This is a genomic window from Actinomycetota bacterium (assembly GCA_030684515.1).
Lineage (GTDB): Bacteria > Actinomycetota > Actinomycetes > S36-B12 > S36-B12 > UBA11398.
Map to the genome: position 1 here is coordinate 156745 of JAUXVJ010000009.1, position 25464 is coordinate 182208.

A 25464-nucleotide genomic window follows, 5' to 3' on the forward strand; every position below is an offset into this window, starting at 1 on the left:
TGGCGGCGCGGATGATCGTGATGGTTGAGCAGGGCAGGCTCGGTAATCAGATCTTTCAGTACCTGGCTCTGCGTTCTGTCGCCCGCCCGCACGAGAAGGTCCGTTTGATGGGTTTCGACCAGCTTCGTGCGACCTTCGATGGTCTGGACGCCCGATTCACCGCTATCGATGGCAGCGTCTTGCGGCACCTTCGTTCCATTGACTACGCCCGCCTTCGCCGGGTCAGTTCGTTGATCCCTGGGTTTGACCTCGTCGAGGAAACCACCGATGGCAAGGCGCTTGCACCGAACGCTCGCATGCGAGTCTGTACCCCGGCGTGGTTCCAGTCGCCTACGGCCCTGAACAGCCCGGCACTGGCGCAGATGAGCCTGAAGCCGGAGTTGCTTGATCAGGCGAGGTCGGCGATCAGCGGTCGCACCGACTGCGCATTCATCCACGTCCGCGCTGGTGACTACCGCACATGGCCTTCTCCGGACGCCCCGGCGATCCTGTCGCCCCAGTGGTATCGGACCCAGCTGGATGAGCTCCGCCGCGCTGGTCGGCTCCATGCATTCGTCGTCGGTGACGAGCCGGAGTATGTCGACGAGATCGCTGCAGTACTGCCTGACTCCACGGTCATCCGCACGGATGAACGAGTCGAGTTCGCGCTCCTCACCCAATGTCGTGCGGGCGTCCTGTCCGCGAGCACCTTCGCGTACTGGGGGGCGTACTTCGCACACCGACGTGCGGGAGGCCACTTCATCGCTCCGCAGTACTGGGCTGGCCATGCATCGCAGGCGTGGTTTCCGCCTGGGATTGAATCACCGTTTCTGGACTACCGGCCGACCTTCTAGGCCAGCGGTCCGCCTGATCGGCGCACTCGCCGCCAGCCGTGCGTGGCCAGGGTACGAAGTTCGCGACCGTGCTGTGTGAGCTTTGGTGCGACTAGGCCGATGGCCGGACCTCGATTGCCCATCGCGACGGCTGCTTCATGTCCGAAGGAGGAGGCGCTGGGGTAGACCAGTCCGCTCGCTTGGCCCAGCAGGATCCAGTCCACAACTGCGCTCACAGCGGCCTGATCCAGCGAACGATCGAAGTTGCTGTGTTCCACCCACCAAGGACGGGTGGCTCGCGAGGACTCGGCATCTTTCCAGGCGTTACGCGCGTCGGCGGTGTCCGCTGCGATGAACACACTGGAAATGCCAGTGCGATCAGAGAGTGTGTGCATTGCCTTGCGCACTGCTGCGCTACGGGGTGCCGTCACCGAACGGTCCGTGCCACGCAGATGCAGGCCGATGTACGGCTCGGGGTGCTTGGCCAAGGCGGTGTTCACGGCTTCAAGCACCGGCCCACTCCAGGCCAGTTCGCGGTAGAAGGCCCGCCGCTGACCTTGCGGATCTGCGGTGCCGGGCAGATGGAAATGCCCGCCAGCGATGATGACCAGCACTCGCGGCAGTGGCGGGGTCGCCAGTTCCTGTACCAGCTGCTCCATGAAGACCTGCTCGCCTCGGTCGTCACCGGACAAGATGAGCGTGTCGGACTCGAGAACTCGATTGAGATACGACGGCGCGTCCAATTCGTCCTTGATGAGGGTCTGGGTGACTTCCTCGACGGTCACTGAGATCTTCTGCACTACGTCAGCGTCGAACAGCAATTGCGCCGAGGCCGGCGCGACGGGCTGTGGTGCCCACAGCATTTCCACCGGCACTTCAAGCTGCCGCCCCATTGCCGAGGCGCTTGCCCACGCCTGCAAACGGTTGGCGTAGCCGTTTCGAGGGACGACGATGATGCGCTGCAGTCCATCAATGGGCACTGAGCCATTGTGCTGCAGCAGGGCCCTGTCAGTGCTGCCGGGTGATGGCACTGATGGGGTATCGGAGAACCCCGGCTGCGCTTGTGCGCGACACTACGATGACCGGGTGCGCGTGGCGATGGATGAGCAGATATTCGCCATCCAGTCATATGGGGGCATCAGTCGCCTGTTCGCCGAACTGGCCGGTCAGTTCGCCAAGGGCGAGGTTCCAGATGTCGAACTGCTCCCAATCCACGCACCCATCATCAATCGATACATCCTCGATGATCCTGGTCTGGCCAAGGCATTGGACGCCTCACGTGCCCGCAACGAGTGGACTGCGCTGGTGAGGTATCTGTCGCGCATCTCCACCAAGACCTCGTGCGATGTCCTGCACAACACCTTCTATCTTCCGCATGGACTGGCCCCCACCGGCGGTGCGAAGCGGGTGGTCACCATTCACGACATGATTCCCGAACTTCGGCCAGACACTCGTCGCCGGCTGGACTTCGTCACGCTCAAGCGGCGCTACGTCGCCAAGGCCGATCACATCATCTGCGTCTCAGAGGCGACCAAGAGCGACCTGTTGAAGGTCTATGGACCTATCCAGGCCCCGATCACCGTGGTGCATCACGGGGTTGATGCCAGCTTCACCCCTGATCTTCCGCGGCTGGCCGCACTGCCTGAGCGCTACCTGCTCTTCGTCGGCAACCGGGGTCAGTACAAGGACGCCGGTGTGCTCTTTCGGGCCTTTGCCGCACTCCGCGGGCAGTCTGATGTGCGCCTGGTGTGTATCGGCGGTGGAGCCTTCACGCGAAGTGAACTGCAGCAACTGCAACAGCTGGGGATCGCCGGAAGGGTGCTGCAGATGCAGCTCTCCGATGACGGCATCGTCTCGGCCTATGCCAACGCCCTCGTGTTCATCTTCCCTTCTCACTTCGAGGGCTTCGGGCTGCCGGCGCTGGAGGCGATGGCCTGCGGTGTTCCAGTCGTGCTGGCGCGGGCTACCTCCCTGCCGGAGGTCGGTTCGGATGCCGCCATCTACTTCGAGCCCGGCAACGCCGAGGCGCTCACCGGCATCCTGGCGGACCTGTTGTCCGACGACCAGGCCAGAAGCGAGTTGGTGGCCCGCGGCCTGAAGCGAGCGGCCTTCTTCACCTGGGAGCGAACCGCGCAGCAGACCGCTGAGGTCTACCGGGCAGTCTCCTCTGCTGCAGTAGCCTGAACGCACTGTGACCCAGCCCCACCAGCCTGTCCGCGCCGAACATGACTCGGTGGAGGAGCTTCTGGCACAGGCGCTGGCACCAGAGCAGCGCAGCCGGGTGTTATTCGTCAGCTTCACCCAGTGGGACTTCGCCCTTGGCGCTCTGGCGGAGATTGCCGTCGCGCTGCGCAAGCAGGGCTCAGTGCTGACTATGGCCTTCTGGACTGCCCATACGCCCCTGCGCGATCCAGGCTGGTCCTCCAGTGGCCGGCTGGCCAGGTTGCTGGGCAAGGCCAGCCGTGATCAGTACGCGATTGCCGCCTTGAAGGCGGCAGGGCTTGGCGACGAGAGTTTCATCGCGCCTCCACTGCCCAATTGGCGGCCGACGGCGCCCATCTTGATCACCGCACCAATGAATCGCACGCAGATCCGCGCTCTGACGTATCACGGTTCGCCCATGGGGCGGGCGATCCTGCAGGTCAACCCCGACACTGAGACGCCGATCACCGACTCCTTCTATTGGAGCAAGCGTTGGCTGCAGGCCGCTGCTCGCTCGTACGCCTTCGTCTTCGACCAGACTCTGGAGGCGATTCATCGCGGGCAGATCACGGCAGTCGTGGTGTACAACGGTCGATTCCTGCACGATCGGGCCGCATCAGCTGCTGCGGAGTTCGCCGGAATTCCGGTGCTCTATTACGACGCTGGCGGTATTGATACCGATTTCGACGTGACCGATGCCGTCACCCATGACTGGAGCGACCTTCAGCGACGGATGCTGGCGATGTATGAGCAGTGGCCTTCGCCGCAGCGAGATGAGATCGGCAGCAGTTGGTTTGAGGAGCGACGCCAGCATGTCGCCCCGAACAATGCGCTCTTCGTGGAGGCGCAAACACTGGGCGAAACCATCGATCTGCCGGGTGCCGAGCGGGTGATCGTCTACTTCAGCTCTTCTGGCGACGAGATCGCCGAGCTGGAACTCGACTGGAGCACCTTCATCGGCACCCAGGAGGAGACTTTGCAGCTGCTCGCCGAAGAGTGCCGTCGACTCCCGGGCACGATGCTGGTCGTGCGCTCGCATCCACACATGCGGATGAAGCCGCAGCAGGACCTTCTGGAGTGGATGGCCGCAGTCCAGCGAGCAGCACCTGACATCCACCTTGATCCGTACTCGACAGTGGATTCCTATGCGCTCATGCGACAGGCGGACTTGGTCGTGACCTATGGCTCGACTACAGGCGTCGAGGCGGCCTACGCGGGCCTGCCTGTCATCGTCATGGGTCCATCGGCCTATGACCAGCTCGGCTGCGCCCGCTTCGTGGCAACTCCCCAAGACCTGGCATCTGCCCTGTTGGATACCCCAGTCGGCTCCAAGCCAGCCGCGATCTCCTATGGGCTGATGATGCGCCGCCGTGGGCTGATGCACGAGTTCGTCACGCGTGACCCGGTGACCGGCTTCAGCCTGGGCGAGCAACGCCTCGACGACGCACCGATCCTCGTGCAGCACGCGGGACACGCCTACAAGCGATTCCAGAAATGGCGCCTTTCGCGCTAGCGCTCGACCGCTGCTGACTGCGCGTAGCGCTGCAGTACCCATGGCATGGCCTGGAAGCGGTGCTGGGTCAACTCCGATGCCGGGAAATCCGGTCGCTCGTAGTCGTTGCCGAACAGCGTTGTGCAGAACTCGCTCTCCAGCGCCAGGCGATCCCCGCCTGTGGGCGTCTTGCCCTTGTGCAGTCCGATGGTGTCCACCGCCATCACGGTGCCGGCTGGCCCGGTGAGTTCGGTGACGGCATCCCACAAGCCCGCCGTCCGCACCGACTCATCACTGATGCGGCCATCGGCCCGAAGAGAGCGGGGGATATGGCGATGCGAGCCACGAAGATAGACGTGCGGACCGGTATCGGGCCTGACATCGGTGAGGTAGATGAAGAACTTCAGGAAGGACAGGCGATCACGGTCCTGGTGGAACATCTGCGCGTTGATGTTGGTGTCCGCGGTGCCCTGTGTCGTCGTCCACCAGAAGGCGACTTCGTCCATGAGCACCGGCTGGTTGAGGTAGCGCTGGGAGATGAGGGCTGCAACCGGGTCCGTCACAAACTCCTGCACCTCGGCACACTGCAGTGCCACGGTCTCCTCGATGTCGTACCTGCCCACGAGTGGCTGCTTTCGGGGGTAGATGCCAGCTGGCTGGTCGGCGCCGCGTGCGATTGCCGGCGCCTGCTCGGCGTACTCACGGATGGCGGTGGTGATCTCGGTGGGCACGATGCGGCCGAACACATAGAAGCCATCACGGCGGATGCCTTGGACAGCGGATTCGACCTCGGCTGCGTCAAGGAATCGACTTGAGTGCGGATTGGCGATCTGCCAGGCATCAGCCGGCGTGCCGCGCACGACGCTGCGCGAGATCAACTTGCCGATGCGCGGATGGATGTCCATTGACGAGCGCATGTTGAACTGCTGCTGTCCCGCAGTTGCCGGCGGCGCCTGCGCGGCGCGGGTGAAGCTGCGAGCGGCGATGACCGTGCGCGCCAGCCGCGGCAGCCGCAGGGTTGACTCGACGAGCTCGCTCATGTTCTCCTCAAGATTGGCAGGACCGCTTGAACTTTAGTCTGCGGATCGGCGAAGTCTGCGCTTTGCTGTGTCGCGCAGTTTCGCTGTGAGTACGCCAACCAACTCACCATAGGACAGATAGCGAGCAAGCGATTCAGGCTTGCTGGCGTCGGCGCTCATGACGCCGAGGTCGCGTGAGTAGTTGGAGTTGATGACGATGCCCAGATAGCCACGAGCGATGTCCTGGGTGGTGATACCGCGCATCAGGTATTCAAGGTGATGGCCCTCGTGGTGGAAGACCTTGAACCACGGCTCGCGTTGATGGATATCGATGGGCCTGGCGAACTGCATCCAGATGTTGTACCAACTGAATTCGTATGGCGATTCAGCGAGTGCATCCTTGTAGTCCCATTCGCGTGGGGTCAGAAAGTCATTGACGAATGAGCGCAGGACCTTGGCCGAGAAGACGGTGTGACCGTGACAGGTGCGGATCACTGGTGAGGTCCAGCCGATGAGATCGGCAATATGGCGGATCTCGGCCTCCCTGGACTGCCAGTACTGGTTGAAGTAGGCGGGCTCTACTTCAAGTTCCTTGTCTTCGACCAGGACTGAATAGGGCGTCTGGTCGTCATGCATGAAGTCCCGAATCCAGAAATCGCGTATGAACTCGGCATCGGAATCCACGCAGAGGTAGTTCTCAGCCAGGCCCATCTCCCAGAATGCAAGCTTGACGATCTCCTGATTGACGTAGCCAGCACGCATCCCATGCACGGCAGATGAAACGAGATGGCTGCTGAACTCCTCTTCGGCTATCAGGATGACCGTGTCTGATTTCAGCGGAGCAAAGAGCGCAAGGTCGACATTGGGGACCACTGCGTACAAGGTCACGCTGTCGCGATTGAAGCGGTGGAATGAGGCGATCATCCGTTCGGCGTAGTTGAAGTCATCTGCATATGACTTCAGCAGCATCGCAAACGATTGACTCATGGTGAGTCGTGCTTCACGGCTTCGATGACTCCCGCTGAACAAAGGAACATGCCGCGCCACGTGCCTTCATGCTCCAAGGCAATCTGAGCTTCGCGATAGGCGTGCGGATCGATCTGCTCCGCCAGCATCGGATACGCCGGGTGGTAGTTGTACCAGTGGAAGCGGACATCTGAATATCCGTGTGCGCGGACAACTTCAGCTAGTTCGAATGGATTGTGGAAACGAGCAAGAATCTCGTCGTAGCCATCGCCAGTTGGTCTCGTGCGCACAGGTGGCTTGTTCACGGCCAAACGCTGATCCAGGTCATCGGCTACGACCTTCTTGATCTCCTTCGATACTGGTGCAAGGAGCTCTTCGATGATGAATTCCTTTGAGAGTCGGTTGAAGGTGAACATCGAGAACATGGAGTTGCGGAATTGGAGAATCAATTGTCCGCCTGGTCGCAGGAAGGAATCCATCGATCCGACGAACTGCGCATCGTCTTGCACATGTGGGATGACGCCGAGCGCCATGACAGCATCAAAGGTGCCAACCCGAGCCTGCGTCTGGGCAAGCGACGATGAGTCCTGCACATCAAGGAGATCGATTGCCAGCGGATCCAGTCCGTGTGCCGTCATGTTGTCGCGCGCGAATCGGACCATCTCGGGAGAGATATCATTGCCCGCAACACGAATGCCGTCACCAGCGATGGTGACCAGAGGAGTCGCGTCACCGACGCCGAGCTCATACAGCGACGTAGCACGTGATGCCTTCAGAAGCTCGCGTACCAACTGCAGTCGGAAGTAGTTGGCGGGGTACTCATCGTTCGTCCAGATCTTTGACTCGTCGTACTGCTCACCGTACGACGAAGCACTGCCGTCGTAGTGCGATGCGACTGACATCAGTGCCCCTTCATTGGTGGAACCTCTTCGAGCAAGCCGTGCGTGAGCAATTCTGCGACAACAGCCTGGACATCGCCGATCGGACGCTCGAAAAGCTCAGCCATGTCTTTCACGGAATGCTGACCGTCGGCGTATGCCAGGACATGAGTGCGCAGCAGGACGATGTCTTCAACGGTGCGGCCATGCATCTGGTGATACAGCCCGCGCTTACCGAGTTGGGGTTCGCCCAGTACCAGAGATCGGTAGTAGATCGAGTCCTCAAACTCCTCAATGCACGTGCGCACCAGATCGAAGCCGCCCTGCAGGCCAGCGGGAGTCACGAAGGAGAGGTCATCGGCTGAGGAGTGGTACTGCGGGTATGAGCCGTACTTGGTTCGCATCAGCGAGATCAGGGGCAGATCCACTCCGGGTGCTCCGTATTGCCGTTCGTCACTGCCGCGATCCAGGAATGAGTAGATCTTGGGCTGCGGCGTGGCCAGCACCGCTCGACGTGCAATGCGGTCGATCGGCAGCCCACCGCGGCGGGACTGCAGGTAGGAGTAGTCGCCTTCGTCGCCGATGCAGGTGAGGTTGTAGCCGGCCACCACGCTGGCCTGGAGGTGCGCAAGGTTGCGCGAGAGGTAGGTGATGGCGCCGATGGTCTCTGGCACGAATACGAAGCGGTAGCTGAATCTGCGTGCAGGACGCTCCATCAGCCAACGCGCAAGGGCAACGCTCACCACTGGGCCAGAGAGTTCATTGTTGGCCAGTGAGGGATGACAGATGTAGGTGGAGATGAAGACCTCATCATCAGTTTCACCAGGGATGAGCAGCTCGCCGTAGGTCAGCGAACCCGGGGCAAGGGTGCTGTCGATGACAACTCGGTAGTCACCTGGCTCCAGAGTCGTGCGCAGTGCATGTGGCAGACACAGGCCCCAGCCTGGGCTGTAGTAGTTGGTGACATAGGGAATGACATCGGGATGCTCAGGATCTGAGTGCAGATGCGGCTGGAGTTCCTCCAGAGTCAGCACGGCATCGACGGGGTCTGAGTAGCCGACGACATGCAGATTGCTGAAGGCGAAATCGATCACCCGATGACCCTGGGGATCAATGAGGTAGGCCTCGCGAATATTCCACTCATCGGGCACCACCCAGTCGAATGCCTCGCTGCCGCTGGGAACCTCGTGCACCGTCAGGTTGGGGAGCACTTCCTGCAGGACTTCGAATGTGGCGCGTACTCCATCGCCGGTGAGGCTGCGCGGAAAGTCCCAGAGTCGCTCGGCGAGGGCGTGCGCGAACCGACCTTCGGCGAGATCCGATTCCGGCTGCACACAAGCTCCAAGACGACAAGATGGGGCTGCCTAGACTACCGGGATCATGAGCGAGCCACGAGTGCTGATCGTTGTCGCCACCCTTGGTCAGCGCCCGGAGTTCCTGACTCAGACTCTTGATTCGATTCGTTCCCAAGCCGTTGCAAGTGATGTGGTGATGGTTGCTCCGTTGGATTCAGTCACCGTGCAGGAAGCATCTCGGGCGTACGGAATTGAGGTGTTGGCTGACCCCGGATCCCTGCCGGGGGCAATCAACCTCGGTGCGGGCGAGCTCAAAGCCCATCATGAGTACTTCAACTGGCTCAACGACGATGACCTGCTGGAGCCTGGTTCACTGCAGGCAACGGTGAGCGCCCTGGATCACAACCCGCAGGCCGTGGTTGCCTTTGGCTCCTGCCGTTACATCGATCCGCATGGTCGCGAACTGTGGATCAGCAAGGCCGGCAAGTGGGCGCCACGGGTGCTGTCGTGGGGACCTGATCTCATTCCGCAGCCCGGCATGCTCGTGCGCAGCTCAAGCTGGAAGCAGGTCGGTGGCCTTGATGAGAGCTTTTCGCTGGCCTTTGACCTTGATCTGCTGCTGAAGTTGAAGAAGATCGGCCCATTCGCACAGGTGCCGTCTGTCGTGTCGGCATTTCGCTGGCATCCGGAGTCGCTCACTGTTGACGATCGAGCCACCAATATTCGGGAGTCAGAGCGCGCCAAGCGCGCTGCACTGTCACCTGGGGTGCGTCGCCTCGCGTGGATATGGGAGCCCCCGGTTCGGCTGGCCACGCGCATGGCTGCACGCGAGGTGCAGCGAAGAGCAGCGCGGATGTCAGCAGGCTGACAGATCGAATTTCACCAGGATCGCGTCAGGGGACCTGTATTGGATCGAGGCAAAGGGTGACCAATCGCGCGTGGTGGTTCTGCGCGGATCAATCCATACCCAGGTGACTCCGGAATTGCAGAGATTTGCGGCGGTCTGCACGCCGGGGTTATTGGCGAACTCGAGTGAGATCGTCTCTCGGTCCATGATGCTCTGCAGTGCTGACGGACGACCATACGGAGCTTGGTACTGAATGCCGGAGATCAACGTCCGCTGGCGGCCCAAGGCCGCGACCAAGGGGCTGTACGTGCTGTTGCTTGCGATGATGTCGTCATCGTGCGCATGCTCGGCGAGGTACCGCCCCGCCTCGCGCTCGTTGTCGGTCCATGAGTTCACCGGAACCAGATCCTTGGCGATGATGAAGGGCGTGATCGGTACAAACTCAGAGGTCTTGATACCACCTTCGGCCTGGAGTCCAAATGATGACGAGGAAACGCCTAGAACCCTTGCGCCAGCAGCCATCACGGTGAGCGCGACCAAGGTGAGGGCCAGGGCAAAGCGAAGGAAGTGACTGCCGGCCTGCGAACGCCAGATTGCGGCGATTGCCAGGGCGCCAACGAATGCCAGCACGTAGGCAAGCATCGGGCCTGCCCAACGCAGGAATGGCGAATGCCCGGGACCAAAGGTCCAGATCACGGCGATCAGCACTGACGCGAAGATTCCCACCACGACGGCTGCGACAACTGGCCCGGTCGGCGCCCAGCGCATGCGCGGGGCAATGGCTTGCAGAGCATGAGCGATACCGACTGCCGAGATGATCGACAGTGGTGCCGAAGCCGCCAGCGCAAACCAGGTGTCGTTGAGTCCACCGCTGATCAAAAGCACCGATGCCACGCTGGCAACGACCAGACCCAGCCCGAAGATGGTGACCGGCTGCCAACGAGTTGATCGACTGCCGACCAGCCAGACAAGCCCGATCCAGCGTGCTGCCATCGCCAGCAGCAGGAAGCCGGTGCCCAGCAGGATCCCCCATCGGGCGTCAGTGGGATTGAGACCCTGTACGGAGGAAGCCTTGTTCAGCAGACTCCCGAGCCCAAGTCCGCCACCCTCGGCTGAACCGGAGAGGTAGGCGAAGTACACCGTGGCAGCGCCAATGCCGGCACAGGTCAGCGCCGCCCAGGCTCGAGCGGCCCATAGCTCCCGGCGGAGCAATGCCACAACACTGACGAATCCCCAAGCAGCCAGCGCCACGATCCCAGTGCTCACCTTGCCCAAAGTGGCCGCTGCTGAGAGCAGCACAATCACCGCAAGCAGGGGGAGCAGGCGCGTTGCCTGACTGTGTGCGACCACCTGCCACAGGGCCAGGCATAGGGCCAGCACCCAGACCGTCGCAAGTTGCTGTGAGGGGGAATCGAAATTGAGGATGGTTCCGTAGGTCGCCCCGACATATCCGCCAGTAACGATCAGGACAGCGGCGATAGTGGGAGCCCAGCGCATTGCGGTGAGTCGACGAGTCCAGGCCACGGCAATCAACACCGAGCCGACAAGCGCCGTCACCGGGAGTACTCGTGTGAGCACCAGGAATGGCTGCGCATCGACAACTTGAGAGATCTGCCCCGACCAGGCGTAGGTCAGCCAGTGATAGCGAAGCTCGTTTCCGCCCGCGAAGATGTTGTTCGAGAAGATGCTGTCTGACGGGCCGAAATGTGCGAGCGAAGTGGACAGTGCTTCGAAGAAGAGCATGTCCGGGTGATAGCTCGAAAGCGTTCCGGACCAGGTGAGTGGATAGGACCCAATGCTCGAGGCAAGTGCGATCGCCCCCAGAGCCAGGGCGATGAGCAGCGCGACTAATGATGGTCGATCGATGGCGAACCATCGCCGGCCTGTCGGAGTCGAAGAAGAGGAGCCCGATCTGCCCAGAATGCTGTCGAATCGCCATTGCAGGATGAAGGCAAGCACGAATGCAATGACGCTGGGCAGCGCCCAGCCCCACAGCGGAAGCCATTGCCACAGCAGTACCCCGCTCAGTGCGGCGGCGGCGGTGCCAAGTGCCAGACCAATGCCCAGGACTTCAACAATGTGTGCGCGTCCGCGACGCACCAGCTGCCAGAAGTAGGCACCTGTAAGGGTCTGCAGCAGTACGACGGCAAGTGCGAAGAAGAACTCACTGACCATGGCGCACCACCTTTGACCAGATGCCTCGGTAGATGCCTACCGCAAGAAAGTGTCTGCCGCTTGAAAGGAGTTCGCGTGCAGCTGCCGATCCGCGAGGCCGCAAGATCGTGCGTCGGGCCCGGTGGAATTCTCGAAAGGATGCCTGCCAGCGCTGTGTTGAAAGGCCTCCTTCATGGAATCGGGCAATGGGGAAGTGCACCATCACAGGAGTGCTCAGTTTGCTCAGTTGCAGAAATGCGGCGTAGTCAGCAGCAATGTGAAAGCTGGGATCGAACCCACCAGCGGAGCGCAAGTCGTGGACTGAAGCGAAGGTTCCCTGATGCGGGGCGAAATGGCCGCGGGCAAACAGTGCTCGCTGTTCGGCCTGGAAATCCCATACGGGTGTGGTGACCGAAGAGCCGTTTGCCGCGATGACTTCGACAGTTCCGATCAGCCAGCTGGCATCAGTTGACTCGGCGATGGCCCGAACTCTGCCGAGGACTTCGGGAAGCAATTCATCGCCGGCGTTGAGAAAGTAGATGTATCGACCATGAGCTTTCTCCAGCCCCAGATTCATGGCTGAGTAGATGCCAGCGGGTGGAGTCCACTGAAAGTCAACTCTTGGTTCGGTCTGAGCCAGCAGCGTGGGCACCTGGTCGGCGTCCTCGGAACTGTCAATGACGATGTACTCGACATTGCTGAGATCCTGATTCGACAGGGAATGAAGACTGCGAGCCAACTCGGCTGGAGCATCCTTCACGACAGTGACGATGCTGAGCCATGGTTGGTCAGTCACGTGTCAGCTGCTCTTGATGAAGACACGACCTGAGTAGTCGATTGGGTGCATGAACGGCCGATGCCCGAGTGCGGTGAAGTATTCGTCAACCGCTGTCCGTGCACCTTGCCAATGGCCGTAGTCGTCAAGAATGCAGACACCACCGACGGCGAGTTTGGGATAGAGCACTTCGAGTCCGAGCTTGGTGGATTCATACCAATCGGTGTCCAGCCGCAAGAGAGCAATCTGATCAGGAATCTGATCCTGCAGAGTGTCGCGTACATCGCCTTCGCACAGTGTGAACTGCTGCATCGGGTAGCCAGTGGTGCGCAGATTGGCTTCGACGTCCACGCGATTAGCAACGCACCACACATTGTTGCCGTCATCGATCGGCGTTGTGGCCAGCATGTCGGCAGCCGACACACCTGTGCCTGCTTCGACGTCAGCCGCTGTGGGTGGCGTCATGCCGGCGAAGGTGTCATAGAGCCAGAACTTTCGATCGCTCACGCGGAGGTTGTTGAGTTCCAGGGCCATCGCCATCACGCTGCCGCCGCGCCAGACTCCGCATTCGACGAAGTCGCCGGCGATTTCCTGATCAGTCACGTATCGCACAGCGTTGATCAGGCTCCACAGCCGTTCTGCGCTGGTCATCGAGTAGGGGCGGACTTGAGCAATGAGCGCTGTGTCGGCAGCTGTTGCCTCAACTGGCAGTCGGTTGTGCTCACTGCCGACTCTTGAGATCTGTAGCCCTACCTTGCGGGCGAGCCCATTGACGACCTGCTCGTACCGCTTCACCTGGTCATTATCGCTGAGGGCTCATCGAAAGCTGGTCTATGGGGGCGGGCACCACAGTCCAGCAATCGCCAGCATCGAGCAGTCCCTGCTCGAACATGACCATGAGTGCCAGATTGAGCTTCCAGTCGATCGGGATCACCGGATCCAGTGGCATCGCATCGTTGAACTTGAGCAGCTCCTTGACAAAGGAGGTGCGGTACAAGATCGCGCAGACCGTGTTGGTGACCGGCTTGCTGGATGCAAGCAACTGCCGAGCGGTGTCGCCTTGCCAATCGACACCGTCCACCGGAGACAGCAGATGGCCGATGTTCAGATCCGAGGCACTGAAGGACTGGGAGACATTGACGTAGGCAGGCTGACGCGGGCCCTGTTTCATGAGACCGATGAGGCCGCTCACGCAGTCGTCAAGATCCGCGGCTGAAGCATCATCCTCAATGATCAATGTCCATTCAGATCCGCTGGCAACTGAAGCCCGCATGAGGGCGAAATGTGACAGCTCGATGTTGATCAGCCGACGGATTCGCTTTGCTCCGGGAGAGTCCTTGTTCGGGCCGTGCCAGGGGCGAAGGAAGCGGATCGACTCCTGCACTCGACGTTGTGCGCGTGCTCCGGTTGCCCGTACGCGTTGGCCAAGATCTGGACCATCACGCAGGAAGGCGTGCCAGTAACGCTCCACCCGCAGCTGGGCATGCAGCGAACGCGCCACAGCCGGGCCATCCAGCTTCAGCATCGAGGGCTCGTAGGCATTGCGAGTGTTCACTTCAACTTTGGTCTGAACGCCCTGTGAGGTCAGGCGAGACGCCAGTGAGCGTCCGAGTCCCTTGGGCCCTTTGCTCACGGCAAAGCTCGACGCCGGATGGCTCACCACGCCGATGAACAGGGCCGTCATGCGTCCACTCCAAACGGGTGATTGAGGCTTGTGAAGGTAGGTTAGCGGTCGTGAGTGATCCGGATGCCTTGTCGACGCAGGCGCCGGATGTCCCCCACAAAGGCCTGAATGTAGTGGACTTCAAAAGCCCAGGGGTGGTTCCCTCCGTCAGGCGAGCCGTGCGGCTGCTGCCACCGGGCAAGCGCCGCCTGCTCTATGTGGCCGCAGCGATCCAGATCTCACTTGGACTGCTGGATCTGCTTGGCATCGCACTCATCGGACTGCTTGCGGCAGTAGCCGTGTCCGGCATCACCGTCGCGAACATTCCGGACTGGCTTGCTGATTTCCTTGGCTTGTTTGGCGTGGAGAACCCGACGGTCTCTCAGGTCTCGGTGTTCATTGCCCTGAGCGCGGTGTTCATCCTGGTCCTGAAGACGGTGCTGTCTGCCTTGCTGTCCCGTCGGATCATTCGCTTCCTTGCCCATCAACAAGCTGAAGTCTCCGCTCGCCTGGCCCGTGACTTTCTCAGCCGACCATTGGCAGATGTGCAGCGTTGGACGACGCCGGAGGCGATGTACGGCCTCGGAAGTGGGGTGGGAGCCGCCACCGTCTCCCTGCTCGGCTCGGCAATCATGATTGCGTCAGAGGTCTTCCTCTTCTCCATCGTTGGTATCACCTTGCTGTTCTATGACCCAGTGCTCACGCTCATCAGCGTCGGCATGTTCGGAGGCGTGGTACTGCTGATGCATCGCCTCCTTGGCAAGTGGACATCGCGCAATGCGCAGATCATGACCGATGCATCGATCGACACCTTGACTGCTGTGTCCGAGGCATTGGCTACCTACCGCGAATCCACAGTGCTCAATCGTCGTGAGTTCTATGTCGATCGGTATGAGTCGCTCGTTGGTCGGTACGCGATGGCCAGTTCCACGTCCTCGTTCATTCTTGAGATTCCCAAGTACGTGCTTGAAGCATCGCTGTACATCGGCGTGCTGATTCTCGCCGTCGTGCAGTTTGTCACCAAGGATTGGAGCGCTGCTGCTGCCACCGTCGCGCTTTTCCTGGCAGCGGGCTCACGCATCGTGCCCTCGCTGCTGCGAGTGCAAGGTGCCGGCATCACGATTCGCAATGCGGCGGTTCAGGCTCAGCCCACGTTCTTCATGGTCGACTTCCTGAAACGAACTCCCAAGGTGAATGCGGGTTCGGGTGCGCGCATCTCCGCTGTTGAAATTCACGAGCATGTGCGGGGTGGCTATCCAGACTTCGATGGTCATGTTGTCGTCGACTCCGCCACTTTGACCTACAACGACTCACTGGAGCCGGCACTTGTCGAGGTGAGCTGCGAGGTGCCGTCGGGCACTTCGGTGGCATTCGTCGGCTCCACAGGAGCAGGCAAGTCGACACTTGCTGACGTCGTACTCGGAGTCATGCAGCCCAACTCCGGCAAAGTCACGATCAGCGGACTGACACCGCGCCAGGCCATTGATCGTTGGCCGGGGGCAATCTCATATGTCCCGCAGGCCGTTGCTCTTGTCGCCGGCTCGGTTCGCGAGAACGTGGCGCTGGGCCTGCCCTCTGAGGCCATTGATGACGAGCTGGTCTGGGAGGCCTTGAAACGCGCCCATTTGGACGCCTTTCTTGTGCACAATCGCGAAGGCCTGGACACCATGATCGGTGAGCGCGGCTTTCGACTCAGCGGAGGCCAACGTCAGAGGCTGGGCATTGCGCGCGCCCTCTACACGAGACCGAAGTTGCTGGTGCTGGATGAAGCCACCAGTGCCCTGGACGCTGAGACTGAGCAGTCGATCATGCAGACGATGGAGGAGCTTGAGGGTGAAGTCACCACAATCACGGTGGCGCATCGTCTGGCAACAGTGCGGCACGCCGATCAGGTGATCTATCTCGAAAGCGGACGCATCGTGGCCCGCGGCACTTTCGATGAGGTGCGCGCGAGCATCTCCGACTTTGATCGTCAAGCGCGACTTCTGGGCCTGTAGCCATGTCGGTCTTCGCTCCGGGCGATGTCTCGGCGGTCGTGTGCACGATGAACTCCATCAGCTCGATCACTGAGTGCCTGCAATCCCTTCGTGCTGCTGGAGTAGGCGAGCTCATCGTCGTTGATGCGGATTCCACAGACGGCACCCGCGAGATCGCTGAGTCGCTTGCAGATGTGGTGTTGAGCGATCCCGGAACCGGGCTTGGCAATGCGCGCAATGTCGGCATCGCAATATCCACTCGAGCCCTGGTGCTCAATATGGGTTCAGACAACGTCATCGCGGTCGACCAGCTTCACTTGATGATCGAAGACCTCGTGAAGTTCGACGTTCAGGGAGTCAGCGCTCGCACTGAGATTGCTGGCGAGAGCTATTCAGCACGCGGACTCAACGCTTGGCGCAAGGGTCGTTTCGTCCCTGGTCCAGCATTGATCATCGGCACTCCCACGCTGTTTCTCGGCGACCTCCTGCGCGCCAATCCCTACGACGGCACAGCGCGATTCTCGGATGACTCAGAGTTGTGTGAGCGTTGGGCTGCACAGTTCGGCGCCCGCTTCGCGATCTCCTCGGCTTGCGTGCAGGAGCTCGGTAAGACTTCCTGGGAGGAGATCGCTGTGCGCTGTCGCATGTACGGCATCTCCGATCACGAGGTGTATTCGCGAGGAGTCCAAGGTGGCTGGCCACTGACCCGCAGGCTGCAATCGGCCGCGCATCCGCTGAAGGTTGATCTCGTGGAGCCGCTGACGCGATTGAGTCCGGCCGAGGCGCTCTACGCGGCGCCGTTCCTGGCTTCCTTTACTGGGATGCGCTACTTCGCCTGGGCAAAGGAGGCGCTCAAGCGGGGATGAGTTCGGCAGTGTGGGTGCGAGGCCATGTCCAGGCGGAGCGCAGGACGAAAGCCAGGAGCAGTACCTCCAGTCCGATGGACAGGCCGTAGAACCAGGCCCAGTCCCAGGACTCCCCTGCAGCGTTGAACACCGTGACTGGGATGTACAGCGATGCCACGACGAGGTTGGTGGCGCGGTTCACCCGGGCGGGCAGCGTCATGGAGAGCATCACCATCAGGGCCGGGATCGCTATCAGCGCGAGGAAAGCGGTCAACAGCATCGGGCTGATGTCGAACTCGAAGACGACGCCGGCCTGGATGTTGTCGATGATGCCGGGCTTGTACAGGTGGTAGTAGTCGACGTAGATGTAGAGGAACATGAAGCTGGTCCAGGCGGCGGCGAGTTTGGCCTGCACGGGGATTGGCGGGTTGTCGAGCAGGTCCGGGGTTTTCGTTCGGATGGTCATCGGTTCTTCTTTCGACAGGAGCGGTCCGTCCGCCGAAGTGGCGGCAGGTCTGGGCGGGCATACGCACGGCTTGAGTCGTGCTCTTGGTTCTCGTCGTCAGACGGTGACGACGACTTTGCCTCGGGTGTGGCCGGCCGCGATGTATCGGAGGGCGTCGGCTGCTTCCTCCAGGGGGTAGGTGCGGTCGATGACGGTCCTGACCTGCCCGGTCGTGAGCAGCTCGGCCAGGGTGAGCAGGTCCTGGCGCTTCTCGACCGACAGGAAGGGCCTCAGTTGCTGACGGGTGAACCCGGACAGCACGCGGGCTTTGGTAATGCGACCGAGGGGGCCCAGCCAGCGTCCGCCGCGTCCGCTGTTGGGGATGAGGGTGCCGGTCGGCGTCAGCGCTCTGCGCACAGCCGCCAGGGGCTGGGCTTCCACGTTGTCCAGGATGACGTCGTAGCGCTTCCCGGTGCGGGTGAAGTCGGTCACTGTGTAGTCAACGACGTGGTCGGCTCCCAGCGACCGGACCAAGTCGACGTTGCCGGTGCTGCACACGCCTGTCACCTCGGCGCCAGACGCCTTGGCGATCTGCACGGCGAAGGAGCCCACGCCGCCCGACGCGCCTGTGACCAGCACGGTCTGGCCCGGTTGAACGTTGGCAATCTTTCGCAATGCCTGCAACGCCGTCATGCCCGACGTGGGCACGGCTGCCGCGTCCACGATCGACAGGTTGGCAGGCACGGACATCAGGTTGCCCGCCGGCACGCAGGCATACTCCGCGAGCGTTCCAGCGGTGCTCCAGCCGAACACCTTGTCGCCGGGGCGAAGAGCGGTGACATCCTTCCCGACGGCCGCCACCACGCCAGCGAGGTCCCGGCCAGGGATGCCGTGGCGCGGCCGGCGGAGCCCGAACGCCAGGCGCACCACGTATGGCTCACCGGTCATGACGAAGTAGTCACCTGGATGTATCGAGGCCGCGCCCACTTGGACGAGCACATCGCCTGGGCCCGGTAGCGGTAGCTCGACCTCGGACGACTCGAGCACTGAGGGCGGGCCATAGCGGTGCTGGACGACGGCCCGCATCGTGGCCGCCCCGGAACTGGATCGCTGTTCGATTCCCACCGGATACTCCTCACGTCCGAGCTGCGACATTCGCTGGCTTAGTACACCGTACTTCGTACACTGTACTAAGATGACGCAACGTACTATCCGCGTACGCTGTACGATTGTCAAGCCGTTCGAGCGAGCGAGGAGACCGGTGTCTGCGAGGGAACAAGGCCAGGTCGCGTCAGACGCGGGGCTGAGCAAGCAGCGGGTGGTGGTCGAGGCGATCCGGCTAGCCGACCGCGAGGGGGTCCACGGGCTGAGCATGCGCCGGCTGGCTGGCGCGCTCGGCGCGGGTGCAATGTCGCTCTATCACTACGTGGCCAGCAAGGAGGAGTTGCTGGACGCCATGATCGACATCGTGTTCGAGGAGATCGAGCTTGCGCCCGAAGGAACTGACTGGCAGTCGGCGATGCGCCGGCGTTCGGTATCGGCCCGACAGGTTCTCGCACGCCACCCGTGGGCGATCAGCCTGATGGAGTCGCGGACATCGCCGGGACCTGCGAACCTGCGTCACCGCGAAGCGGTCACCGCCTGCCTGCGCAGGGCTGGCTTCTCGGTCTTGATGGCGACGCACGCCAACTGGTTGCTCGACAGCTATGTCTACGGTTTCGCCCTGCAGGAGGCCAGCCTGCCCTTCGACACCGCCGATGAGCTCGCAGACATGGCCAAGGACGTCTTCCTGCCCCAGATTCCTCCTGACGAGTTCCCCTACCTCAACGAGTCCGCCGCGGCACTCGTGGCTATCGGCTATGACCCGGCGCAGGAGTTCATCTTCGGCCTCGACCTCGTCCTAGCCGCCCTCGAGCCCCTGAGAGCGTCCGCATAGCGACGCTCGCTGCCGAACTCAAGCGCGGATGAGTGGGGCGAGTACCGGCTCGTCAGACCCTGCCTGCCTGATGCCCTCAGCTTGAGTCGCCAGTGGGGAGCCGAGCACTGCTGCTGCCTTTGACGTGTTGAGTGACAGATTGCGGGCGCGCGACGTTGTATGAGCGTCGGCTGGTGGACCTTCGCGAGCGATGAGGGAACTGTCAAGGCCAAACTGTTCGGCCACGGACATGCCGAACTCGTATTTGGAGAGTGCATCGCTCGATGCAACATGGAAGGTGCCTGTTGCGCCAAGTTCACTGAGCCGCCAGATCGCATCGATGAGCTGTTGCGCGTAGATCGAGGTCACCACGAAATCTGGATAGCCGCGCACGTGCTGCTGCGCGCGAAGCGAGTTCACGAAGAACTCCAAGACCGACTTGCGGCCGGTCTCGCTCCAGCCGAAGAAGTTGGTGCGCACGATCAGGTGATCGGCGACGAGATTGCGCGCATGGGCCTCGCCGAGCAACTTGGATTCCCCATACCAGGAGAAGGGCTCTGGCTCGTCCCCCTCGCTGTAGTTGCCTGTTGATCCGCTGAAGACCGAGTCAGTTGAGATGTAGACAAGGCGCGCACCAATGTCAGCACAGGCCCGGGCGATCTCGGCAGTGGCGTGCACATTGACGGCCTCGGCTTGATCACGATCAGCGTCGGCTTGCTCGTGGCCAGAGATTGCGGCGGCATGCAGGACCACGTCGGGTGCGGTCGAGCGGATAAGTGCTCCGGTGGCTTCGGTGTCGCGAAGGTCCCCGGGCAGGAGTTGCTCGTAGAGGCTGGAAGTCGCGGGGCTGCGTACCTGTCCCAGGGCATGCACACGTGTGCGCAGAAACGCGCCGGCATTTCTGCCAAGGAAGCCATGGGCTCCCGTGACAAGCCAGGTCTGCATGGTCAGCGAGTGTAGAGAAGAAGGCATTGATCGATGTTGAACCCGCTTCGTCCTAGAGTGCCGGAATGGGGCTCTCGCTGGGGACGGCGCAGTGGGGTGCTGGCTATGGCGTGACCAACGCAGTGGGCTTCCTTGATGATCGGGTTGTCGCTGAAATTGTGGATGTAGCGCTCGCCCTAGGGATCAGGTCGGTTGACACCCACCGCACCAGCAACCCGGCTCAGGGCTATGGCGCCGCGCAGAGTCGATTGCAGCCGTGGGCCCGTGACTTCGCCGTCACCACCAAGATCATCGCCGGTCCGAGTGCTGACCTGCCGATCCGCGGGCAGGTAGAGGCCTCGCTTGCGGAATTGGGCTTGGATTCGGTCGCAGCGGTCTTGGTTCATGACTGGGCAGCCATTGACGAATCGCACGCCGCATCAGCCGCGCGTGAACTCCATGCGCTCAAGGAAGCAGGCTTGATCCGCCGTATCGGGATCTCTGCCTATGACGCAGAGGATGTGCTTCGCGCACAACTGCATTTTGACTCCCTTGATGTGGTGCAGGTGCCGATCAGCGTGCTGGATCAGCGCTTCCTGCGCCTGAATCTCATTCGAGACCTGCACTTTGCCGGCACGCAGGTGCACGTACGCAGTGTCTTTCTGCAGGGATTGCTGCTCGCACCTGATCTGGATTCGCCGCTGGCTCGGCATCCCGATGTGCAGAGCTTCCATCGCTGGTGTGAAGGAGCTGGACTTGCGCCATTGCAGGCGGCCTTGGCCTTCATTCGGCAGATCCCATGGGCTGATGAGGTCATCGTGGGCGTGACCAGTGCAGCTGAACTCGCTGACATCGGACAGGCCTGGGAAGGCGAAGTGGACCCTGGCCATTGGGGAGATCTGGCATCAGACGACACCGACCTCATTGACCCGCGTCGCTGGAATCGGTGATTGCTGCCAGAATCATTGGGTGCCAACCCTTGCAGTGCTCCAGGCGCGGATGTCGTCCACGCGCCTGCCCGGAAAGGTGATGCGTCCGCTGCTCGGCGAGCCGATGATCGGCCGACAGATCCAGCGGATCCGTCGAGCGCAGCTCATCGATTCACTTGTCATCGCCACCTCCACTGATCCAGCGGACGATGTGCTCGTGGAATACGCAGCCACATTGGGCGTGCCCGTTGTTCGCGGGCCACTTGACGACGTGCTTGCTCGATTCACATCCGTCATTGAGCAGTTTCAACCCGACGCCATCGTGCGACTGACTGCTGACTGCCCGCTGACTTCACCGACGGTCATTGATCTGGTGATAGAGCGCTTCCTTGAGTCCGACGTCGACTACTGCTCCAACACCTTGCAGGCGACCTTTCCCGATGGACTCGATGTTGAGGTTGTTCGTCCCGCTGCCCTGCTGGCGGTGGCGTCAAGCAGTGCTGATGCAGCTGAGCATGAGCACGTGACACTTGGCATCTATCGCCGACCCAATGAGTTCTCCTTGGCGAACGTGAAAGGCAATATGGACCTTTCGCATCTGCGCTGGACTGTTGACACTGCTGAAGATTTCGCATTTGTCGAGGAGATCTACGCAGCTTTGTACCCCTCGGATGCACACTTTGACATGAACGACGTTCTGCAACTGCTCGAGGCGCGCCCCGCCCTCGTGCGCACGAGCGCTGACGAAGTCCGCAACGCGGCGCTGATCGGCCTGGACACTGGAGCAATGCATGCGTGATCTCGTACAGCGATATGCACGATCCCTTGAGCAGTTGGCCCGTGCCGAGCAGGTGATCCCGCTGGGTGCGCAGACCTTCAGCAAATCTCGAACTCAGTATCCAGTAGGGGCAGCACCACTGTTCGCCGTGCGATCCCACGGCAGTCATACCTGGGACGTTGACGGACATGAGTACGTCGACCTCGTCAGTTCCCTGGGTGCTGTCGTGCTCGGCTATGGCGACGCCGAGATCACTGAGGCCGTGGTGCGTCAACTGGAGTCAGGTGTGACGTTGTCCTTGTCGCATCCGATCGAGGAGCAGGTGGCCTCGCAGTTGGTCGACATCGTGCCCTGTGCAGAGATGGTGCGCTTCGCCAAGAACGGCACCGATGCCACGTCCGCTGCCATTCGCCTGGCGCGAGCGGCCACCGGTCGCGACCATGTCATTGCCTGCGGATATCACGGCTGGCAGGACTGGTACATCGGCAGCACCACGCGCAACCTGGGAGTTCCGCAGGCAACGATCGCACTCACGCATGCGGTGCCCTACAACGACATCGAAGCGCTGGAACGCATCATCGCCGAGCATCCTGATGCGATCGCGGCGCTCATCATGGAGCCGATGACCTCCACCTTCCCCGACCTCGGCTACCTGGAAGGCGTGCGCGAGCTCACGCGTCGACACGGCATCGTGCTGGTCTTCGACGAGATGCTCACGGGATTTCGTTTCGCACCAGGCGGAGCGCAGGAGTACTTCGGCGTGACTCCAGACCTTGCCGCCTTCGGCAAGGGCATAGCCAATGGCTTTCCGCTGTCAGCTGTGACCGGTCGGCGCGACTTGATGATGCTGATGGAGGACATCTTCTTCTCAGGGACCTACGGTGGAGAGACGCTGTCGTTGACTGCTGCAAGCGTGGTGCTCAAGCGCATGGCCACCGGTGAACCCACCAAGCAGATGGCTGATATCGGTGAGCGGCTGGTTGCGGCGATTGATCATGAGCGCTCACCTCAGTCGCACGAGTTTCTGCAGTTCAGCGGCCATCCGGCATGGACATTCATGCAATGGTCCATCGATGACGCCAACACCTTGAACGAGGTCAAGACCCTGTTCATGCAGGAGGTGCTGCGTCGCGGAGTGTTAGTGCTGAACACCCACGATGTGACAACGGCCTTCACTGATGATGACATTGCGCACGTTGCACGCGCCTATGCCGATGCCATTGACCTGATCGAGACTGCGCTGGTTGATGGTGATGTGGCTTCGCGTCTTGAATGCGAACCTCTCGTGCCGTTGTTCAAGCTGCGGAGCTGACCACTTCAGCTTGGGCTGTTCGCGTTCGCTCGTGCATGTACGACACAAGTGACCACACCAGCATTGCCATGATGATCGACCAGTAGGTCCAGTCGTGCATCGTCTCCACGAGCCCTGAGACGACCACGGTCACCGCTACGGCCAATGGCCCGCGCCCAGCGGCAGGCAGTGCCCGTGCTGCAGCGATCAGAATCAGCACGAAGATGGCGATTGTCAGCAATGCCTGACCTGGGCCCCATCGAATCAACTGATCCAGGATGACGCTGTGGCCATGCAGGGCCATGCCGACCCCGTCAGCCCGTTCAACGTTTGCCGTGATGCCCGAAGTCCCCAAGCCGGTCCACGGATCTGTGCGCCACAGCCTCAGGAGGTTTTCCCAGATCCCCACTCGTCCGTTCAGTGAGGGGTCAAACAGGAGCAGGTAGAGCATTCCGGCGAACAGCAGCGCAAGCACGCTGCCGACCCGAATCACGCGTCGATTGGGCGACTGTGAAACACGGGCGCTGAAAAGGAAGACCACAGCCAGGCCGGCAACAGCGGCGAACAGCGCCGTGCGCCCTTGGCTCAGGACCATCACGAGCACGCCTGTGCTGATCAGAAACCAGGCATGGTGGCGTCGTTGGACAGCCCCGTAGACGATGAGGACTGCTCCCATGGGCGCTGCGTAGTTCACGCTGCCGAATGGACCAGACCAGCGATTCAGGTTGTTCACGAGGTCGCACAGCACCGAGAGTCGACAGACCCCGTTATCGGCTCCCTCAAAGCCACTGGGCATGAGTCCGAAGAAGCCCAATGGCAGGCTCACCAGCGCGATGATCGCCACCGCATAGAACAAGCCCATGCCCGCGAGCCGGATGTCTGCTGACGACGGTGGTTTGAGCAACAGCAGGATCAGCAGCGTGGGCAGAGCGAAACTGCTGATGTTGAACAGTGCCCCATCTGCTTGAGTCCGCAGGATCTCAATGAGCCAGGCCGCGATGATCGCGAGCATCGTCCACAGCACAATTCGGGGCAGGCGACCCTGTGCCCGGTATGGCAGCCAGGCCACAAAGCAGACCAGCGTCAGCCCGAGTGCCAGAACGACGCCAAGATCCTGCCCCTTGAAGACTGCGGTCCCGGGCGCCAGCGCGTGGCCGAATAGTGCGGCGGGCGCAATGACGAATGCCAGCCACGCATAGACGGCTCTTTGCTGTATGAAGCGAAAGATGCCCGGCATGCCATGCACCATATCTGCGGTCTCAGTCGTGGAGTTCCCCGATGAGTTCGCGAAGCTGAGCCGCACTCAACCACAGGTCGTTGGACTCCGACGTATAACTGAAACCGTCCGCTACCGGCTGTCCCTCAGGTGCGGTGAATCCCCAGCCGGCCAGAGTCGGCAGCACGACGTAGCGGCCATCCTGCAGAAGTGTTCGGCGGGAGTCCTCGGTGGAGATCATCTCCTCGTGCAGCTTCTCGCCGGGACGGATGCCGACCTCAACCAGGTCAGTGCCGGGTGCAATCGCCTCGGCGAGGTCCACCACATGCATGCTGGGGATGCGCGGCACGTACAGCTCACCGCCTTGCATGTCATCCAGGCAGTCGAGCACGAACTGCACGGCCTGCGGAAGGGTGATCCAGAAACGAGTCATGCGGGTGTCGGTGACCGGCAAGGGCATGCCGGCGGCGGCCAATCTGCGAAACAGCGGGATCACTGAACCGCGGCTGCCCATGACATTGCCGTATCTGACAACTGAGCAGACCGTGCCCCATGCGGCGGCGTAGTGGTTGCTGGAGATGAAGAGCTTGTCGGCAGTGAGCTTGGTGGCTCCATAGAGATTGACCGGCGATGAGGCCTTGTCGGTGGACAGTGCCACGACCTTCTTCACGCCCGCGGCCATCGACGCCTGAATCACATTCTCAGACCCCAGGATGTTGGTCTTGACGTATTCCATCGGGTTGTATTCGGCGGTGTCGACCTGCTTGAGCGCGGCCGCGTGGATGACGATGTCCACCCCGTGCAGCGCCACAGTGAGGCGCTCCCGATCGCGAATATCGCCGATGAAGAACCGCACGCGCGGGTCATCGCCCCAGATCTGGCGCATCTCATACTGCTTGAGCTCGTCGCGAGAGAAGATGGCCACTCTGCGTGGCGAGTGCTCACTGAGCACGGTGTCCAGGAAGGCACGCCCGAAGGAGCCAGTTCCCCCAGTGATGAGGATCGAGGCATTCTCGAGACTGCTGGACATGCGTGCTCCCTG

At 61.5% G+C, this 25464-nt stretch carries 24 protein-coding genes; 10 read left to right on the forward strand and 14 right to left on the reverse strand.

The genetic code is table 11. The features are described from left to right. The first annotated feature begins 11 nt into the window (after positions 1-11). Complete coding sequence (locus tag Q8M73_02510; GenBank protein MDP2287422.1) at positions 12-833, forward strand: alpha-1,2-fucosyltransferase; 822 nt, start codon at positions 12-14, stop codon at positions 831-833. Here the strand turns inward: Q8M73_02510 and Q8M73_02515 are convergent. Then, positions 830-1792: a hypothetical protein gene (locus Q8M73_02515; protein ID MDP2287423.1), complete on the reverse strand. Its 963-nt coding sequence runs from the start codon at positions 1790-1792 to the stop codon at positions 830-832. The two genes, Q8M73_02510 and Q8M73_02515, sit on opposite strands and share 4 nt — an antisense overlap. Before the next feature lie 106 nt (positions 1793-1898). On the opposite strand from Q8M73_02515, the gene Q8M73_02520 reads away from it, so the two are divergent. Beyond that, positions 1899-2996 (forward strand): glycosyltransferase family 1 protein, encoded by a 1098-nt coding sequence (locus Q8M73_02520; protein ID MDP2287424.1) that lies wholly within the window; start codon positions 1899-1901, stop codon positions 2994-2996. Positions 2997-3003: 7 nt separating this feature from the next. After that, on the forward strand, positions 3004-4527 hold the full coding sequence (locus Q8M73_02525) for a hypothetical protein (GenBank protein MDP2287425.1): 1524 nt from the start codon (positions 3004-3006) through the stop codon (positions 4525-4527). On the opposite strand, the gene Q8M73_02530 is transcribed toward Q8M73_02525, so the two are convergent. The 4 genes from Q8M73_02530 to Q8M73_02545 are packed head-to-tail and all read right to left on the reverse strand — an operon-like array spanning position 4524 to position 8703. Next, positions 4524-5546: a phytanoyl-CoA dioxygenase family protein gene (locus Q8M73_02530; protein MDP2287426.1), complete on the reverse strand. Its 1023-nt coding sequence runs from the start codon at positions 5544-5546 to the stop codon at positions 4524-4526. The genes Q8M73_02525 and Q8M73_02530 overlap by 4 nt on opposite strands. A gap of 33 nt (positions 5547-5579) precedes the next feature. Then, positions 5580-6512 carry a DUF6492 family protein gene (locus Q8M73_02535; GenBank protein MDP2287427.1) on the reverse strand — a complete coding sequence of 311 codons (933 nt, stop codon included), beginning with the start codon at positions 6510-6512 and terminating at the stop codon, positions 5580-5582. Next, the gene (locus Q8M73_02540) at positions 6509-7393 is read right to left on the reverse strand and encodes a methyltransferase domain-containing protein (GenBank protein ID MDP2287428.1); all 885 of its coding nucleotides are present in this window, start codon (positions 7391-7393) and stop codon (positions 6509-6511) included. Before Q8M73_02540 ends, Q8M73_02535 begins: the two co-directional genes overlap by 4 nt. Continuing rightward, positions 7393-8703, reverse strand: coding sequence for a DUF4910 domain-containing protein (locus tag Q8M73_02545; protein ID MDP2287429.1), 1311 nt, complete (start codon positions 8701-8703; stop codon positions 7393-7395). The genes Q8M73_02540 and Q8M73_02545 overlap by 1 nt, the downstream gene beginning before the upstream one ends. Before the next feature lie 46 nt (positions 8704-8749). Here Q8M73_02545 and Q8M73_02550 point away from each other — a divergent pair, with 46 nt between their 5' ends. Next, positions 8750-9532 carry a glycosyltransferase gene (locus tag Q8M73_02550; GenBank protein MDP2287430.1) on the forward strand — a complete coding sequence of 261 codons (783 nt, stop codon included), beginning with the start codon at positions 8750-8752 and terminating at the stop codon, positions 9530-9532. On the opposite strand, the gene Q8M73_02555 is transcribed toward Q8M73_02550, so the two are convergent. From Q8M73_02555 to Q8M73_02570, 4 genes are read right to left on the reverse strand one after another with little or no spacing between them, the layout of a single operon-like run. Then, positions 9521-11686: a hypothetical protein gene (locus tag Q8M73_02555; protein MDP2287431.1), complete on the reverse strand. Its 2166-nt coding sequence runs from the start codon at positions 11684-11686 to the stop codon at positions 9521-9523. The genes Q8M73_02550 and Q8M73_02555 overlap by 12 nt on opposite strands. After that, positions 11676-12461: a glycosyltransferase gene (locus tag Q8M73_02560; protein ID MDP2287432.1), complete on the reverse strand. Its 786-nt coding sequence runs from the start codon at positions 12459-12461 to the stop codon at positions 11676-11678. Before Q8M73_02560 ends, Q8M73_02555 begins: the two co-directional genes overlap by 11 nt. A gap of 3 nt (positions 12462-12464) precedes the next feature. Further along, a complete protein-coding gene (locus Q8M73_02565; protein ID MDP2287433.1) occupies positions 12465-13235 on the reverse strand; it encodes a TylF/MycF/NovP-related O-methyltransferase in 771 nt (256 codons plus the stop codon). Positions 13236-13242: 7 nt separating this feature from the next. Then, the gene (locus tag Q8M73_02570) at positions 13243-14124 is read right to left on the reverse strand and encodes a hypothetical protein (protein ID MDP2287434.1); all 882 of its coding nucleotides are present in this window, start codon (positions 14122-14124) and stop codon (positions 13243-13245) included. A 50-nt stretch (positions 14125-14174) separates the two neighbouring features. On the opposite strand from Q8M73_02570, the gene Q8M73_02575 reads away from it, so the two are divergent. After that, a complete protein-coding gene (locus Q8M73_02575) occupies positions 14175-16100 on the forward strand; it encodes an ABC transporter ATP-binding protein (GenBank protein ID MDP2287435.1) in 1926 nt (641 codons plus the stop codon). 2 nt (positions 16101-16102) lie between these two features. Beyond that, positions 16103-16945 (forward strand): glycosyltransferase family 2 protein, encoded by an 843-nt coding sequence (locus Q8M73_02580; protein MDP2287436.1) that lies wholly within the window; start codon positions 16103-16105, stop codon positions 16943-16945. Here the strand turns inward: Q8M73_02580 and Q8M73_02585 are convergent. Continuing rightward, the gene (locus Q8M73_02585) at positions 16932-17390 is read right to left on the reverse strand and encodes a DUF6326 family protein (GenBank protein ID MDP2287437.1); all 459 of its coding nucleotides are present in this window, start codon (positions 17388-17390) and stop codon (positions 16932-16934) included. The two genes, Q8M73_02580 and Q8M73_02585, sit on opposite strands and share 14 nt — an antisense overlap. 96 nt (positions 17391-17486) lie before the next feature. Next, positions 17487-18455, reverse strand: a complete 969-nt coding sequence (locus Q8M73_02590; GenBank protein MDP2287438.1) for an NAD(P)-dependent alcohol dehydrogenase — start codon at positions 18453-18455, stop codon at positions 17487-17489. A gap of 175 nt (positions 18456-18630) precedes the next feature. Here Q8M73_02590 and Q8M73_02595 point away from each other — a divergent pair, with 175 nt between their 5' ends. Further along, the gene (locus Q8M73_02595) at positions 18631-19305 is read left to right on the forward strand and encodes a TetR/AcrR family transcriptional regulator (protein MDP2287439.1); all 675 of its coding nucleotides are present in this window, start codon (positions 18631-18633) and stop codon (positions 19303-19305) included. An 18-nt stretch (positions 19306-19323) separates the two neighbouring features. Here the strand turns inward: Q8M73_02595 and Q8M73_02600 are convergent, their stop codons facing one another. Then, positions 19324-20229, reverse strand: coding sequence for an SDR family oxidoreductase (locus Q8M73_02600; GenBank protein MDP2287440.1), 906 nt, complete (start codon positions 20227-20229; stop codon positions 19324-19326). A 65-nt stretch (positions 20230-20294) separates the two neighbouring features. On the opposite strand from Q8M73_02600, the gene Q8M73_02605 reads away from it, so the two are divergent. The 3 genes from Q8M73_02605 to Q8M73_02615 are packed head-to-tail and all read left to right on the forward strand — an operon-like array spanning position 20295 to position 23227. Then, positions 20295-21158 carry an aldo/keto reductase gene (locus tag Q8M73_02605; GenBank protein MDP2287441.1) on the forward strand — a complete coding sequence of 288 codons (864 nt, stop codon included), beginning with the start codon at positions 20295-20297 and terminating at the stop codon, positions 21156-21158. A 19-nt stretch (positions 21159-21177) separates the two neighbouring features. Next, entirely contained in the window at positions 21178-21936 is a 759-nt protein-coding gene (locus Q8M73_02610) for a glycosyltransferase family protein (protein MDP2287442.1), read from the forward strand. Further along, positions 21929-23227 carry an aminotransferase class III-fold pyridoxal phosphate-dependent enzyme gene (locus tag Q8M73_02615; GenBank protein ID MDP2287443.1) on the forward strand — a complete coding sequence of 433 codons (1299 nt, stop codon included), beginning with the start codon at positions 21929-21931 and terminating at the stop codon, positions 23225-23227. Before Q8M73_02610 ends, Q8M73_02615 begins: the two co-directional genes overlap by 8 nt. On the opposite strand, the gene Q8M73_02620 is transcribed toward Q8M73_02615, so the two are convergent. Together Q8M73_02620 and pseB are read right to left on the reverse strand one after the other, a co-directional pair. Next, positions 23211-24443, reverse strand: coding sequence for a hypothetical protein (locus tag Q8M73_02620; protein ID MDP2287444.1), 1233 nt, complete (start codon positions 24441-24443; stop codon positions 23211-23213). The genes Q8M73_02615 and Q8M73_02620 overlap by 17 nt on opposite strands. 22 nt (positions 24444-24465) lie before the next feature. Next, complete coding sequence (gene pseB / locus Q8M73_02625) at positions 24466-25452, reverse strand: UDP-N-acetylglucosamine 4,6-dehydratase (inverting) (protein ID MDP2287445.1); 987 nt, start codon at positions 25450-25452, stop codon at positions 24466-24468. Positions 25453-25464 lie beyond the last annotated feature (12 nt).

Coding starts and splice junctions, on each gene's coding strand:
- Q8M73_02510 (MDP2287422.1), top strand. CDS start 12: ATGATCGTGATGGTTGAGCAGGGCAGGCTCGGTAATCAGATCTTTCAG.
- Q8M73_02530 (MDP2287426.1), bottom strand. CDS start 5,546: ATGAGCGAGCTCGTCGAGTCAACCCTGCGGCTGCCGCGGCTGGCGCGC.
- Q8M73_02535 (MDP2287427.1), bottom strand. CDS start 6,512: ATGAGTCAATCGTTTGCGATGCTGCTGAAGTCATATGCAGATGACTTC.
- Q8M73_02540 (MDP2287428.1), bottom strand. CDS start 7,393: ATGTCAGTCGCATCGCACTACGACGGCAGTGCTTCGTCGTACGGTGAG.
- Q8M73_02550 (MDP2287430.1), top strand. CDS start 8,750: ATGAGCGAGCCACGAGTGCTGATCGTTGTCGCCACCCTTGGTCAGCGC.
- Q8M73_02555 (MDP2287431.1), bottom strand. CDS start 11,686: ATGGTCAGTGAGTTCTTCTTCGCACTTGCCGTCGTACTGCTGCAGACC.
- Q8M73_02570 (MDP2287434.1), bottom strand. CDS start 14,124: ATGACGGCCCTGTTCATCGGCGTGGTGAGCCATCCGGCGTCGAGCTTT.
- Q8M73_02580 (MDP2287436.1), top strand. CDS start 16,103: ATGTCGGTCTTCGCTCCGGGCGATGTCTCGGCGGTCGTGTGCACGATG.
- Q8M73_02585 (MDP2287437.1), bottom strand. CDS start 17,390: ATGACCATCCGAACGAAAACCCCGGACCTGCTCGACAACCCGCCAATC.
- Q8M73_02590 (MDP2287438.1), bottom strand. CDS start 18,455: ATGCGGGCCGTCGTCCAGCACCGCTATGGCCCGCCCTCAGTGCTCGAG.
- Q8M73_02600 (MDP2287440.1), bottom strand. CDS start 20,229: ATGCAGACCTGGCTTGTCACGGGAGCCCATGGCTTCCTTGGCAGAAAT.
- Q8M73_02605 (MDP2287441.1), top strand. CDS start 20,295: ATGGGGCTCTCGCTGGGGACGGCGCAGTGGGGTGCTGGCTATGGCGTG.
- Q8M73_02615 (MDP2287443.1), top strand. CDS start 21,929: ATGCGTGATCTCGTACAGCGATATGCACGATCCCTTGAGCAGTTGGCC.
- Q8M73_02620 (MDP2287444.1), bottom strand. CDS start 24,443: ATGCCGGGCATCTTTCGCTTCATACAGCAAAGAGCCGTCTATGCGTGG.
- pseB (MDP2287445.1), bottom strand. CDS start 25,452: ATGTCCAGCAGTCTCGAGAATGCCTCGATCCTCATCACTGGGGGAACT.